Source organism: Streptomyces sp. NPDC026589, from assembly GCF_040638385.1.
GTDB lineage: Bacteria > Actinomycetota > Actinomycetes > Streptomycetales > Streptomycetaceae > Streptomyces.
This window is the reverse complement of record NZ_JBEZYG010000001.1, coordinates 115,307-130,681: the sequence shown is the minus strand read 5'-3', so window position 1 is coordinate 130,681 and position 15,375 is coordinate 115,307. Positions and strand designations below refer to the sequence as shown.

The following is a 15,375-nucleotide window of genomic DNA, read 5'->3' as shown; positions in this document are numbered from 1 at the left end:
TCCCTCTCCGACATACGCCGGAGCGTGGGGCGGCGTCTCCCGGCGCACCGGAATGCGCCGTCCTCAAACACCGCGATGATCCTACGAAAGAATTGTTCGCACAAATGAACTCGCCACGGTTACGCGATCCTTCTCGCATTCCCGTCACGAACAAATGCGCCGGGTGATTTCTCCGAGTCGGGCGTGATTAAAGCGGTGGGAACGGGAAATAGATGATCTGGGCTGATGGGGTCGGGGGCATCAGTTCACGCCACGGCCGAATTTCATCGAGGTCGGGTGTCCGAAAGTCGCCAGTGCGGGGGCCGTGGTCGCCGCCCGGGGTTTCCTGTCACGTCCCAAGGGTGCTCTGGCCTGCTCTGAAGCGATGCGAGGGTCTCTCTCCCCATCACTGTCACTTGTGGAGGGTCACGGATGGACGAGCGCGAGCACTCCGCCGATGGCGGAATCTATTCGGCCGGGTATTCGGTCGACCGGAAGGGGCGGTCCGGTAATTCTCCCGCTCGGCTTCTTCGCGTAGCTGCGTACCCGGTTCTCCTCCTCGCGGTCGTATCCGTGAGCGTGGCCGCATTGTCGCTGGAGTGGGATCCGGCCTGGGTCAGTTCACTTTTCCTGGTCGGGGTCATCGCCTATCTCGCTCTCCTGGAACGGCTGATTCCCTATGACCGGAACTGGCACCCAGGAAAGGCCGAATGGTGCTGGTACGGCATCTACTTCCTGCTCACCACGGCCGGCAGCGGACTGGCGCAACTCCTGGTCGCGCTGGCCGTCGGCCTGATCTCGCCCGCGGAACCGGCCCTCCATCTCGGGGTCGAGATCCCGGGCGCGCTCCTCGCCGGATCTCTCGTCAGCTACGCGGTGCACCGGCTGGGCCACCGGAACGCCCTGTTCTGGCGGCTGCACGGAGTGCATCACGTGCCGGAGAAGGTCAACGTCGCCAACAACGGGGTCAACCATGTGCTGGACATCGTCCTGGCGCAGGCCCTCGTCCAGCTGACTCTGGCGTTCGTGGGATTCTCCCGACCCGCGGTGCTGGTGGTCGGACTCTTCGTCGCCGCCCAGGGCTACTTCATCCACGCCAACATCGATGTCCGCATCGGACGGCTCAACCATCTGCTGGCCAGTCCCGAGCAGCACCGTCTGCACCACAGCACCGACCTGTCCGAAGCCGGCCACTACGGCTCCGACCTGTCGTGCTGGGACCACCTCTTCGGCAGCTTCACCTGGTACCCCGGCCGCGAGCCCGCCGCCGTGGGCCTGCACGACCCCACGTCATTCCCCGGCACCGGGGAGATCCTCGCCGCCCTCGCGCATCCCTGGCGACGCCGACCGGCACGGGCCTCCCGGCCGGAGTGACCGCCACCTCCTGAAGCTCCACCACGACTTGCTCCACCACGACTTGAGGAGTTCGACATGGCCGACGCGAACAACCGGGCGTTACGGAACAAGGTGGCGATCATCGGGATGGGCTGCCGCCTGCCCGGCGGCGCCTCGGACCACCGCGCGTACTGGCGCAATCTGGTGGAGGGCAAGGACTGCATCACGCCCACACCGCCCGACCGGTACGACGTCAGCACGCTCGGCAGCCGGTTCCGCGACAAACCAGGGCGCCTCGTCGGCGGCCGCGGCGGATACATCGACGGCTTCGACGAGTTCGACCCCGCGTTCTTCGGCATCAGCCCCCGCGAGGCCGACCACATGGACCCGCAGCAGCGAAAGCTGCTCGAAGTGGCGTGGGAGGCCCTGGAGGACGGTGGCCAGCGTGCCGCCGACCTCGCCGGCGGCAACGTCGCCGTCTACGTCGGTGCGTTCACCCTGGACTACAAGATCCTGCAATTCGCCGACCTGGACTTCACCTCGCTGGCCGCTCACACGGCGACCGGCACCATGATGACGATGGTGTCGAACCGCATCTCGTACTGCTTCGACTTCCGCGGCCCCAGCCTCTCCATCGACACCGCGTGCAGCTCCTCCCTGGTCGCCGTCCACCTGGCCTGCCAGGCACTGAACAACGGGGAGAGCGACCTCGCGCTGGCCGGCGGCACCCTGCTGCACATGGCCCCGCAGTACACCATCGCGGAGACCAAGGGCGGGTTCCTGTCGCCCGAGGGCCGCTCCCGTACGTTCGACGCCGCCGCCGACGGCTACGTACGGGCCGAAGGCGTCGGCCTGGTCGCGCTGAAGCGGCTGGACGACGCCGTACGGGACGGGGACCGGATCCACGCGGTGATCGCCGGTAGCGGCGTCAACCAGGACGGGCACACCAACGGCATCACCGTGCCCAACGCCGACGCCCAGGTCGACCTCATCCGCCGGGTCTGCGCCGAGGCGGGCATCACCCCCGGCGACCTCCAGTACATGGAGGCGCACGGCACCTCCACCCCGGTCGGCGACCCGATCGAGGCGAACGCCCTGGCCCGCGCGCTGGCCGTCGGACGCGCCCCGGGCGCCCGCGCCTACGTCGGCTCGGTCAAGACGAACATCGGCCACACCGAATCCGCCGCCGGGATCGCCGGGCTCATCAAGACCGTCCTGAGCATCAAGCACCGCACGATCCCGCCCCACATCAACCTGGAGAACCTCAACCCCGCCATCGACCCGGCGACCCTCCCCTACGAGATCCCCACCCGGCCCACCGCCTGGCCCGAACACGAAGGGCCCGCCCGCGCCGGGGTCAACTCCTTCGGATTCGGCGGCACAAACGCCCATGTCGTCCTGGAGGAGGCCCCCAAGGTCCTGCCGGACATCCGCCCCGCCGCGCCCGCCGGGCGGCGCTGGAGCATCCTGCCCCTCAGCGCCCGCAACCCCGACGCCCTGACGGAGATGGCGGCCGGGATCCGGGGCGAGCTGGCGGGCGACAACGGCCCGGCAGTGGCCCTCGACGACCTCGGCCACACCCTGGCCCACCGCCGCCAGCACCTCCCCGAGCGGCTGTCCGTCGCCTACACCTCGCGCGCCTCCCTCGACGAGGCCCTCGCCGCCCACGCGCGCGGCGAGGCCCACCCCCGGGTCGTCCACGGCCGCGCCCGGGACGCCGCCGACCGGCGGCTGGTGTGGGTCTTCACCGGCATGGGCCCCCAGTGGTGGGGCATGGGCCGCCAACTGCTGGAGGAGGAGCCTGTCTTCCGCGACGCCGTCGCCGCCTGCGACCGGGCGCTGCGGGAGTTCGCCGACTGGTCCCTCATCGAGGAGATGACCGCCGACGAGTCCGTCTCCCGGATGGCGGAGACCTGGCTCGCCCAGCCCGCGAACTTCGCCGTGCAGGTGGGCCTGGCGGCCCTGTGGCGGTCCCACGGAGTGCGCCCGGACGCCGTGGTCGGCCACAGCACCGGGGAGATCGCCGCCTTCCACGCGGCGGGCGTCTACTCCCTGCGGGACGCGGCCAGGGTCGTCGTGCACCGCAGCCGCCTCCAGCAGACCCTGGCCGGCACCGGCGCCATGCTCGCCGTCAGCCTCTCGGAGGACGAGGCGGAACGCCGGGTGCGCCCCTACAGCGACCGGGTCTCCATCGCCGCCGTCAACAGCCCCACCGCGATCACCCTGGCCGGGGACGAGGCCGCGCTGACCCTGCTGGCCGAGGAGCTGCGGTCCGAGCAGCAGTTCGCGAAGTTCCTCACCGTCGAAGTTCCCTACCACAGCGTCGTGATGGAGCAGATCAAGGACGAACTGCTCGCTGAACTGGCTCCGTTGGAGCCGCGAGCGGCCCAGGTTCCGCTGTACCTGACAGGCGTCGAGGGAAGGGCCCGGGGCGAGGAACTGGACGCCGCGTACTGGTGGAAGAACGTCCGCGAGCGGGTGCGCTTCCGCTCCGCGGTCGACCGCATCGCCGACGACGGCCACCAGGTGTTCCTGGAGATCGGCCCGCACCCGGTCCTCGGCCACGCGATCCGCGAATGCCTCGACACGGGCGGGACGAGCGGACTCACCCTGCCCTCGATCCGCCGCCGGGAGAACGAGAGCGAGCGCTTCGCCGCCTCCCTCGGCTCGCTCCACAACCTGGGCGTCCCCATCGACTGGAGCGTCCTCCAGCCGGCCGGCCGGCCGGTCACCCTGCCCCGCCACCCCTTCCGGCGCGACCGTCACTGGACCGAACCCCGGCCGGTCGCCCAGGTCCGGCTCGGCCACCGCGACCACCGGCTCCTGGGCCGCCGCACCGACCGTACGGAGCCCACCTGGCAGGCCCGCCTGGACACCGAGGACCTGCCGTACCTCGCCGACCACCGCATCCAGGACACCGTGGTCTTCCCCGCCGCCGGGTATCTGGAAATGGCCGCCCAGGCCGTCCTGAAGCTCACCGGCGGCACCACCGCCGTCCTCGCCGACATCGATCTGCGCAAGGCCCTCTTCCTGCCCGACGGCGAGGACCGGACCGTGGAGGTGTCGCTCTCCCTGGAGAACGCCGCCTTCACCATCGCCTCCCCGACCGGGGACGACGGGGAACGGGCCGTGCACGCGAGCGGGATCGTCCGCACCGGGCAACGCCGCCGCACCGCCCCGCCGCTCGACGCCCCCGCGCTCCGCGCCAGGTCCCTGCGGCACCTCGAAGGCCCCGACTGCTACACCGCGCTGGCCGCCCTCGGCTACCACTACGGCCCCGCCTTCCAGGCCATCGAGGAGGTCTGGATCGGCGCCGGCGAGGTCCTCGCCCGGATCCGCCCGCCCCGGGCGATCGGCGACGACGCCGCGGGCCACCACCTCCACCCCGTCCTCCTCGACGCCTGCTTCCAGACTCTCCTGACTCCGCTGATCCCGCCGGCCCCCGAAGATCCCGCACCGGTCACCGGGATCAGGCTGCCGCTCTCCCTGGACGAGGTCGCCCTCGAACCCATCGGCGACCAGCCGTTCTGGGCCCACGCCACCCTGCTCCCCGCCGACGCCGACACCACCCTCGGCAACATCGCCCTCTACGCGGACGACGGGGCGCCGCTCGGCCGCGTCCTCGGCTTCCGCGCCGCCGACGTGGAGAAGGCGGCCACCGCCGTCGCCCGGACCACGATCGACTCCTGGCTCGCCGAACCCGTCTGGACCGACTGCCCGCCGCTGCCCGCCGAGGCCGTCCGCGCCCTGCCACAGGACGCGAACGACGTTGACATGCGCGACGACGACGTGCGCGACGGCAACGTACGCGGCGAAGCGTCGGGAAGCACCGCCGAGCGCCGACCGGCACCCGCGGCCCGCTATCACGACTGGCTCGTCCTCGCCGACACCGGCGGCGTCGCGGACGCCTTCGCCGCCCTGGCCGCCGCCCGGGGCGAACGCTGCCGCCTGGTGCGCCGGGGCGCCGCCTACACCGCGTCCGGCGACGGAGCCACGTTCACCGTGGACCCCGCGTCCGACGCCGATCTGCGCCGGCTCCTCGCTGACCTGGACCGCGACGGGGGGCCCTTCCGAGGGGCCGTCCTGCACCTGTGGAACCTCGACGCGCCCGCCCTCGCCGCGTGCGACCGGACCTCCCTGACCGACCACACCGGCGCGGGAGCGTACTCACTGATCGCCCTCGCCCGGCTCCTGTCAGCCCGGGGCTCCGGAGGCCGCCTGCACATCGTCACCCGCGGCGCCCAACCCGCCCTGCCCGGTGAGGGGCCCGAACCCCTCGGGGCACCGGCCTGGGGCATCGGCCGCGTACTGCGACACCAGGAACTGATCGAACACCCCGGCAAACTCATCGACCTCGACCCCGGGCGGCAGCCGGGCCCCGACAGTGACCGGGCCGAGGCCGAAGCGCTCCTCGGCGAAGTCCTCAGCGACGACGAGGAAGAGATCGCCCTGCGCGACGGCGTCCGCCGCACCAGCCGCCTCCGCCCCGCCGAGGGCCTGACCCGGCCGCTGCCGCTGCGCCTGCGGGCGGATGGAAGCTATCTGGTCACCGGCGCGTTCGGCGCGCTCGGCCGACTGCTGTGCCGCACCCTCGTACGCCGCGGGGCCCGCCGGATCATCCTGGTCGGGCGCACCCCCGTCCCGGCCCGGGAGAAATGGGCCGGCACCGACCCCGCCACCGCCGAGGGCCGGGCCGTGGCCCTGCTCCGCGAGCTGGAGGCGCTCGGCGCGCAGCCCGTCCTCGCGACCCTCGACATCACCGACGAGGACGCCCTGGCCGGCTGGCTCGACGCCCACCGGCAGAGCGGGGCACCCCCCGTACGCGGGGTGTTCCACCTCGCGGGACAGGTCCGCGACACCCTCGTCGCCGATCTGGACCGGGCCGCCTTCGACGCCGTCCACGACCCCAAGACCGTCGGCGCCCACCTCCTGCACCGGCACCTGCGCGACGAGCCCCTCGAACACTTCGTGCTCTTCGCCTCCATCGCCTCCCTGCTGACCACGGCCGGCCAGACCAACTACGCGGCGGGCAACGCCTTCCTGGACGCCCTCGCCCACCACCGCCGCGCCCGGCAACTGCCCGCGCTCAGCCTGGACTGGGGCCCCTGGGCCACCGGAATGATCGAGGAACTCGGACTGGTCGACCACTATCTGCACAGCCGTGGCATGAGCTCGCTGTCCCCGGACGCCGGCATGGCCGTCCTGGAACGCGTCATCGGCCAGGACCACGCCCAACTGGTCGTCGCCACCGTCGTCGACTGGCCCGTCTTCCTCGCCTGGTACCCCTCCCCGCCGCCGCTGGTCGCCGACCTCGCCGCGGCCGCAGCCCCGCCGGCCGACGCCGCCTCGGGCAACGGATTCCTCGACACCTTCCGCGCCGCCGACGAGGAGACCCGCCGCACCCTCGTCGCCGAGCGGTTCGCCGCGCTCTCGGCCACCGTGCTGCGCACCGGCACGGACCGCATCGACCCCGCCACCGGACTCGGCGAACTCGGCCTCGACTCCCTTCTCGCCATGGAGCTGCGGGCCCGGATCCACGCCGAGCTCGGCGTGGCCCTCCCCGTGGTCGCCCTGCTCAGCGGCACCCCGGCCGGGGAACTCGCCGCCCAGCTCCACGACGGCCTCACCGCCCTCGCCTCGGCCGACGCCCCCGACGGGGCCCCGGGAGCGGTGGAACTCCACAGCGACGAGGGGCAGTACCCACTGACGCAGAACCAGAAAGCGCTCTGGTTCCTCAAGCACCTCAACCCCGACGGCCACGCGTACAACATCGGCGGAGCCGTCGAGGTGACCGTCACGCTCGAACCGGACCTGATGTTCGAGGCCGTCCGCCGGCTCATCGCCCGGCACCCCGCGCTCCGCACCAACTTCCTCCTGGTGGACGGGCAGGCCGTGCAGCAAGTCTCCGAGAACGCCGCGACGGACCTCGCCCTCTTCGACGTCCAGGGAGAGGACTGGGAGTCCATCCACGCGACGATCGTCCAGGAATACCGCAAACCCTACGACCTCGCTCACGACCCACTGGTCCGCTTCCGGCTCTTCAAGCGGGGCCCGGACCGCTGGATCATCATGAAGGCCGTCCACCACATCGTCTCCGACGCCATCTCCACCTTCACCTTCATCGAGGAACTCCTCGCCGTCTACGAGGCGTTGCGCCGCAACCAGGAACCCCAGCTCCCACCGATCGAGGCCCGCTACCTCGACTTCCTCAACCAGCAGAACGCCTTCCTGGCCGGGCCCGGTGCGGCAGGCATGCTCGACTACTGGCGCTCTCACCTGCCGGCCGAGGTCCCGCTCCTCGACCTGCCCGTCGACAAACCGCGCCCGGCGGTCCAGACCCACAACGGGGCCTCCGAGTTCTTCGTCCTGGACGACGCCCTCAGCGCCCGTGTCCACGCCCTGGCCCGCGCCCACGGCGTCACGCCGTTCATGGTGCTGCTGAGCGCGTACTACCTCCTGCTGCACCGCTACTCCGGGCAGGACCACATCGTCGTCGGCAGCCCGGTGACCGGCCGCACCCGGCAGGACTTCGCCTCCGTCTACGGCTACTTCGTCAACCCGCTGCCCCTGCACGCCGACCTGTCCGAGGACCCGACCGTCGCCGAACTGCTGCAACAGGTCCGCCGGACCGTGCTCGGCGGCCTGGACAACCAGGAGTACCCCTTCGTCCTCCTCGTCGAGGAGCTGGGCCTCCAGCACGACCCCAGCCGCTCCGCCGTCTTCCAGGCGATGTTCATCCTCCTCACCCACAAGGTGGCCACCGAGCAGTACGGCTACCGTCTGGAGTACATCGAACTCCCGGAGGAGGAAGGGCAGTTCGACATAACGCTGTCCGCCTACGAGGACGAGGCCGAGGGTCGCTTCCACTGCGTGTTCAAGTACAACACCGACCTCTTCCTCCCCGAGACCATGCGCCGCATGGCCGCCCACTACACCCGGCTCCTCGACCGGATGACCCGGGTGCCGGGCGAACAGCCCGCCTCACGGCTGGAGATGCTCGGCGACCGGGAGCGTGAGCGGCTCGTCGGGGAGTGGAGCCGCCCGGCCCTGCCGTCCGCCGGACCCGGGACGGAGCCGTTCGTCCCGGTCCAGACACTGATCGGCCGCGTCGCCGCCGAACACCCCGCGGCCGTCGCCGTCACCCTGCCCACCGCACACGGCGGGGCGCACCGGCTGACCTACGCCGAGCTGGACCGGCGGGCCGCCGGCACCGCCGCCCGGCTGCGGGCGCTCGGCGTCGGCGAGGGCTCGGTGGTCGTGCTCTGCCTCGACAAGTCGCCCGAGCTGATCGTCGCCCTGCTCGGCGTCCTCAGGGCCGGCGCCGCCTACCTCCCGCTCCGGCCCGATCAGCCCGCCGACCGGCTCGCCCACCTCGTGACGACCACCGGCGCGGCACTCGTCCTCGTCGCGGACGACGCCCCGCCGGAGCAGACCGGAGCCCTGACCGTCCCGACGCTCACCCTCGCCGCGCTCGGACGCACCGAACCGCACCCGGAAGGACCGCCCGCCGAGCCCGGCGCCGACGCGCCCGCGTACGTCATCACCACCTCCGGATCCACCGGCCGCCCCAAGGCCGTCCGCGTCAGCCACCGCAACCTCGTCTCCGCCCAGGCCGCGTGGCGCCAGGAGTACCGGCTGGACACCGACGTCCGCACGCACCTCCAGATGGCCGAACCGTCCTTCGACGTGTTCACCGGCGACCTGGTGCGCGCCCTGTGCTCGGGCGGCACCCTCGTCCTGGCCGACCGCGACCTCCTCTTCGACACCACCCGGCTCTACCGCACGATGCGTCAGGAGCGCGTCGACTGCGCCGAGTTCGTCCCCGCCGTCGTCCGCGGCCTGATGGACCACTGCACACGGGAAGGGCTGCGGCTGGACTTCCTGCGCCTGCTGGTGGTCGGCTCGGACGCCTGGAGCGTGGGGGAGTACCGCCGGCTGGCCGAGCTGTGCGGACCCGGCACCCGCCTCGTCAACTCCTACGGCCTCACCGAGGCCACCATCGACAGCGCGCTCTTCGAGGGGCCCGTCGACGACCTGGAACCCGGCGCCATGGTCCCGATCGGCCGGCCGCTGCCCAACAGCACCCTCCATGTCCTCGACGCCCACGGCGAACCCGTCCCGCCCGGCGTGCCCGGCGAACTCTGGATCGGCGGCGACGGCGTCGCCCTCGGCTACGCCGGAGACCCCGAACAGACCGAGGAGCGCTTCGTCACCCGGACGCTCGGCCGGGGAGCCGACGCCCGGCCCGAACGCCTCTACCGCACCGGCGACATCGCCCGCTGGGACGCACACGGCCGGGTCCACCTGCTCGGCCGCACCGACGGACAGGTCAAACTGCGCGGCCACCGCATCGAGATCGGCGAGATCGAGGCGCAGCTCGCCCAGTGGCCGCCGCTCGCCCGGGCCGTCGTCACCGTACGCACGGACACCGGGGGAGAGGCGACACTCTGCGCCTACTGCGTCCCCGCGCCCGGCGCGTCCCTGGACGTCCGGGCCCTGCGCCGCCACCTCGCCCGCTCGCTGCCCTCGTACATGATCCCGTCCCACTTCACCGAACTGCCCGCCCTGCCGCTGACGGCCAACGGCAAGGTCGACACGGCCGCCCTGCCCGCCCCCCGGGCCGGGGCGGGGGACCGGCCGCACGAGGAGCCCGTGACGCTCTACGAGGTCAGCGTCGCCCGCCACTGGAAGACCCTGCTCGGCCGCGAACAGATCAGTCTGGAGGACGACTTCTTCGAACTCGGCGGCAGCTCGATCAAGCTCATCGAACTCCTCCACCACCTGCGCACCGAGTTCGGCGTCGGCGTCCCCGTCAGCAGGCTTTACCAGGTCACCACCCTGCACGGCATGGCCGCCACCGTGGAGGACGTCCTGCTCGGCACCACCGCCGACGAACTGCCCAGCCTCACCTTCAACGCCGGACAGGCCCCCGCCCTCTTCTGCTTCCCGCCCGCCGGCGGCCACGGACTCGTCTACCGGGGGCTGGCCGCACAGCTCCTCGACTACTCCGTCACCGCCTTCAACTACCTCCCCGGCGACGACAAGGTCAGCCGGTACGCCGACCTGATCGAGGCGGACCGGTCCGACGGCCCCTATCTGCTCCTGGGCTACTCCCTCGGCGGCAACCTCGCCTTCGAGACGGCCAAGGAGCTGGAGCGGCGCGGCCGGGACGTCGCCCACGTCGTCATCCTCGACTCCCGCCGCATCCTCGCCGCCTACGAACCGGACGCCTCGGGCATCGCCGCCTTCGAGAGCGAACTCGCCGACCACGTACGCAAGCACACCGGCTCCGAGGCCGTCGCCCGGGAGACCCTCGCCCACGCGGCCGAATACCTCGCCTTCTGCGGTCGCACCCCCAACACCGGCACGGTCGCCGCGACGGTCAGCGTGATCACCGACGAGGAGAAGGCCGCCCTCTACGCCGCCGGCGAGCACGGCACCTGGCACGGCAGCTCCACCGGCGCCACCGCCGTACTGCGCGGCTCCGGCATCCACGCCGACATGCTCGACGCCAAACACCTGCCCCGCAACGCCGAGTTGGTGCGCTCCGTCCTGAGGGGAGACGCGGCCCATGGCGGATGACGACCCCACCGACTGGACCAGCAGGGAACGCGCCCCGGGCACCCCGCCCCGCGTCATCGTCATCGGCGCGGGCGTGGCGGGCCTCTCCACCGGCGTCTACGCGCAGATGAGCGGAGCCAGGACCCGCATCTTCGAGAAGCACGTGCTGCCCGGCGGCTGCTGCACCGCCTGGTCGCGCGACGGGTACCTCTTCGACTACTGCATCGAATGGCTCATCGGCACCGCCCCGGGCAACGACGCGCACCGGGTGTGGAGCGAACTCGGCGCACTCGACGGCAAGACGGTCACCAACTTCGAACTGTTCAACAAGGTCGAGGACGCCTCGGGCCGGTCGGTGACGTTCTACAACGACCCCGACCGGCTGGAGGCCCACCTCCTGGAGGTCTCACCCGCCGACGCCCCGCTCATCCGGGCCTTCACCCGGGACCTGCGGCGCTTCATCGACATCGAGCTGTACCCGTTCCTGACCGCGCCCGCGCTCAGGACCGTAGGGGAGAGGGCCCGGACCCTGCGCACGGTGCTCCCTGTCTTCCGGCTGTTCTGGCGGACCGCCGCCACCCCGATGCACGTGTTCGCCGACCGGTTCCAGGACCCGCTGCTGCGCAAGGCGTTCCGCAACATCTTCTTCCAGGACCCCGAGGGCTTCCCGATGCTGCCGTACCTCTTCAACATGGCGGCCGCCCACCACGGCAACGCGGGCTTCCCCCAGGGCGGTTCGCTCGGCCTCGCCCGTTCCGTCGAGGAGCGCTACAAGAGCCTGGGCGGAACGGTCACCTACCGGGCCCGCACCGAGCGGATCCTGGTCGAGGACGACCGGGCGATCGGCATCGAACTCCGCAACGGCAAAAGGTACTTCGCCGAACACGTCGTCTCCGCCTGCGACGGCCACACCACCGTCTACGGACTCCTGGGCGGCCGGTACACCGGCCCCCGGATCGACAAGCTCTACACCGACCTCCTCCACCGCCCCGGCACCCTCTTCCCCGCCGTCGTCTCCGCCTTCGTCGGCCTCCGCGGCGACCTGGAACCCGAGGAGGCGCACAGCACCACGCACCTCCTCGGCCCGGAAGACGCGGCCCACCTCCCCGGGGCACTCCAGGACAGCTTCGTCGTGCAGGCACGCTCCCGCTACTCCGGTGGCTTCGCACCGCCGGGCCACTCCGTCCTGCACTGCACCTACTTCAGCGACTACGCCCACTGGAAGGACCTGCGCACCAGGGACCGCAAGGAGTACCGCCGGCGCAAGCGCGAAGTCGCCCACTTCGTCCGCGACTTCCTGGAGCGCCGCACCCCCGGCATCGCGGAGCGCATCGACATCGTCGAGGTCGCCACGCCCGCCACCACCCACCGCTACACCGGCAACCTCGGCGGCTCCATCCTCGCCTGGAAGGCGTTCTCCGAAGCCGACGACGTCGCCGCGCGCCTCGTCGGCAAGGACCGGATGCGGCTGCCGGGACTCAGCGGCTTCTCCATGGCCGGACAGTGGGTCGGCATGGGCGGCCTGATCCGCGCCGCCTCCACCGGCCGCTTCGCCGTCCAGTACCTCTGCCGCGACCTGGGCCTGGAGTTCCGGGCCTGGGAGAGCAAGGGCGCCGAACCCTGGCACCCCGGGAAGCTGGGACACCTGCCCCAGCTCGACCGGTGGTCCGCACGGGAGAGCGAGGGCTCATGAGCGGCGACACGAACGGACCCCGGGCCGGTGGCGCACGCCGGCCCCGGGAGACGATGATCATCATCGGGGCCGGTCTCGGCGGGCTCTCCACCGGCTGCTACGCCCAGATGAACGGCTACCGCACCCGCATCCTGGAGATGCACGAGATCCCCGGCGGCTGCTGCACCGCCTGGGAGCGCGGCGGCTTCACCCTGGACGCCTGCGTCAGCTGGCTCCTCGGCAGCGGCCCCGGCAACGAGATGCACCAGATCTGGCTGGAGCTCGGCGCCCTCCAGGGCAAGGAGGTCCGCCACTTCGACGTCTTCAACATCGTGCGCGGCACGGACGGCCGGGCCGTCCACTTCTACTCCGACCCCGACCGGCTCGAAGCCCACCTCATCGGCATCTCGCCCGCCGACGCCCGCCTCGTACGGAAGTTCTGCGCGCAACTGCGCAGCTTCCGCAAGGCGCTCGCGGTCTACCCCTTCCTCAAGCCCGTCGGACTGATGGGACGCCGGGAGCGCTGGCGGATGCTCGCCTCGTTCCTGCCGTACTTCAACTCCGTCCGCACCACGATCACCGTCCTGATGAGCGACTTCTCCAAGAAGTTCAAGGACCCCCTCCTGCGGGAGGCCTTCAACTTCATCCTGTACGAGAAGCACCCGGCCTTCCCCGTCCTCCCCTTCCACTTCCAGCTCGCCTCGCACGCCAACCTCTCCGCCGGAGTCCCCGAAGGCGGCTCCCTCGGCCTCGCCGAGTCGATCGAGGCCCGCTACCGCCGGCTCGGCGGCGAGGTCTCCTACAACACCAAGGTCGAGACGGTGATCGTCGAGGACGACCGGGCGGTGGGCGTCCGCCTCAGCGACGGTCAGGAACTGCGCGCCGACATCATCGTGTCGGCCTGCGACGGCTACACCACGACCATGAAGTTCCTGGAGGGCAAGTACCTGGGCGAGGACTACCGCAAGCTCTACACGGAGACCATCCACGAACCCGGCATGGTCTTCCCCGGCTACTTCACCCTCTTCCTCGGCCTCTCGCGCCCCTTCCCCGAGGGAGACCCCTGCACCACCTACCTCCTCGACGAGGCGACGGCCGCCGAACTGACCGGCATCCGCCACCCCAGCATCAACGTCCAGTTCCGCAGCAGCCACTACCCCGAACTGTCCCCGGACGGCACCACCGTCGTCTACGCCACCTACTTCTGCGACATCGCCCCCTGGCGCGCCCTGGACGAGGGCCCCGAACAGATCACCCGCACCCGCGGCGGCCAGGAGCTGCACACCCTGCCCGTACGGCACGGGCGCGGCTACTACGCGGCGAAACGCCGGGCCCGCGAGACACTCGTCGGCTTCCTGGAACAGCGCTACCCCGGGCTGCGGGACGCGATCGTCGTCCGGGACGTCTCCAGCCCCCTCACCCAGGTCCGCTACACCGGCAACTACGACGGCACCGTCCTCGGCTGGCAGCCCTTCGTCGAGAGCGGCGAGACCCTCGAAGAACTGATCAAGAAGCACGGCCCGGGCCTCCCCGGACTGCGCGACTTCTACCAGTCCGGCGTCTGGGCCACCACCGGCGGGCTCATCCGCGCCGCCGCCGCCGGACGCCACGTCATGCAGTTCGTCTGCCGCGACGACGACCGGCCCTTCACCGCGTCGCTCGACCTCACCGCACCACCACCGACCCACCGGGTCATCCCCGTGCCCGTGCGCCCCGCCGCACCGACCGAGAGGAAACCATGAAGATCGCGAAATGGGTGGTCCGCGAACACGTCGAAGGCGTCCCCGACGTGGACCGCGTCTACGACAAGGTCGTCGAACACGTCGACGTCACCCTCGCCCCCGACGAGATGCTCCTGCGCACCCTGTACGTCTCCGTCGACCCCTACCTCCAGGGCATCGCCCTCGATACCCCGATCGGCCGGCACATGGGCGCCGACTCGATCATGGAGGTGGTGGAGGCGGGGCCGCGCGCCGCCCACCGCGTCGGCGACCTCGTCCAGGGCTTCGGCGGCTGGCGCACCCACGTGATCAGCACCGGCGTCCCCGAACTCTGGCAGACCGGCACGTTCCCCATGGTCTTCCCGGCCTACCGCAGGCTCGACCCCCGGTGGTACGACGACGCCCTGCCGCTGACGACCGCCCTCAGCGTGATGGGGGGCCCCGGCATGACCGCCTGGGGGACCCTGACCAAGTACATGACGATCAGCCCCGGCGAGACCCTCGTCATCAGCGGGGCCTCCGGCTCGGTGGGCGCCCTCGTCGGGCAGCTCGCCGCGCTCGCCGGGGCCCGGGTGGTCGGCACCACCTCCTCCCCGGAGAAGGCGGACTACCTCACCGGGCTCGGGTTCGACGCCGTGGTCGTCTACCGCCACGGGGACGGTGCGGAGACCGTCCGCGACGCACTTGTCCGGGCCGCCCCCGACGGCGTCGACCGCTACTTCGACAACCTCGGCGGCGCGGTCACCGACGCCGTGTTCTCCCTGCTCAACATCGGGAGCCAGGTGGCGGTGTGCTGGCAGTGGGCGACGCAGGTCGGCAACGAGGGCACCGGCCCCCGGCTTCTGCCCTACCTGATGTTCCCGCGCGCCACCGTGCGCGGCATCTTCTCCCTGGAATGGTTCACCGAACAGAACTGGCAGGACCTCCACACCGACCTGGGCGGCCGCGTCCGGCGCGGCGAGGTCGTCTGCGACCACACCCTGCACCACGGCTTCGACGCGATCCCCGCCGCCTACGGCAGCCTCTACGGCGACCGGGCGGCCAACCGCGGCAAGGTACTCGTCGAACTCTGAGCGCCGTCCTCCCTCCGCTCGATCCAACGGTGCT

At 71.5% G+C, this 15,375-nt stretch carries 5 protein-coding genes; all 5 read left to right on the top strand.

All coding sequences use genetic code 11. The features are described 5' to 3' along the window. The first annotated feature begins 411 nt into the window (after window positions 1–411). The 5 genes from AB0F29_RS00575 to AB0F29_RS00555 are packed head-to-tail and all read left to right on the top strand — an operon-like array spanning window position 412 to window position 15,341. Window positions 412–1,353 carry a sterol desaturase family protein gene (locus AB0F29_RS00575; RefSeq protein ID WP_361866329.1) on the top strand — a complete coding sequence of 314 codons (942 nt, stop codon included), beginning with the start codon at window positions 412–414 and terminating at the stop codon, window positions 1,351–1,353. Between the two features lie 57 nt (window positions 1,354–1,410). Beyond that, window positions 1,411–10,896: an amino acid adenylation domain-containing protein gene (locus tag AB0F29_RS00570; RefSeq protein ID WP_361866328.1), complete on the top strand. Its 9,486-nt coding sequence runs from the start codon at window positions 1,411–1,413 to the stop codon at window positions 10,894–10,896. Next, window positions 10,886–12,568 carry an NAD(P)/FAD-dependent oxidoreductase gene (locus tag AB0F29_RS00565; protein ID WP_361866326.1) on the top strand — a complete coding sequence of 561 codons (1,683 nt, stop codon included), beginning with the start codon at window positions 10,886–10,888 and terminating at the stop codon, window positions 12,566–12,568. The genes AB0F29_RS00570 and AB0F29_RS00565 overlap by 11 nt, the downstream gene beginning before the upstream one ends. Further along, window positions 12,565–14,289, top strand: coding sequence for an NAD(P)/FAD-dependent oxidoreductase (locus AB0F29_RS00560; protein WP_361866325.1), 1,725 nt, complete (start codon window positions 12,565–12,567; stop codon window positions 14,287–14,289). The genes AB0F29_RS00565 and AB0F29_RS00560 overlap by 4 nt, the downstream gene beginning before the upstream one ends. Next, window positions 14,286–15,341 (top strand): NADP-dependent oxidoreductase, encoded by a 1,056-nt coding sequence (locus AB0F29_RS00555; RefSeq protein ID WP_361866324.1) that lies wholly within the window; start codon window positions 14,286–14,288, stop codon window positions 15,339–15,341. Before AB0F29_RS00560 ends, AB0F29_RS00555 begins: the two co-directional genes overlap by 4 nt. Window positions 15,342–15,375 lie beyond the last annotated feature (34 nt).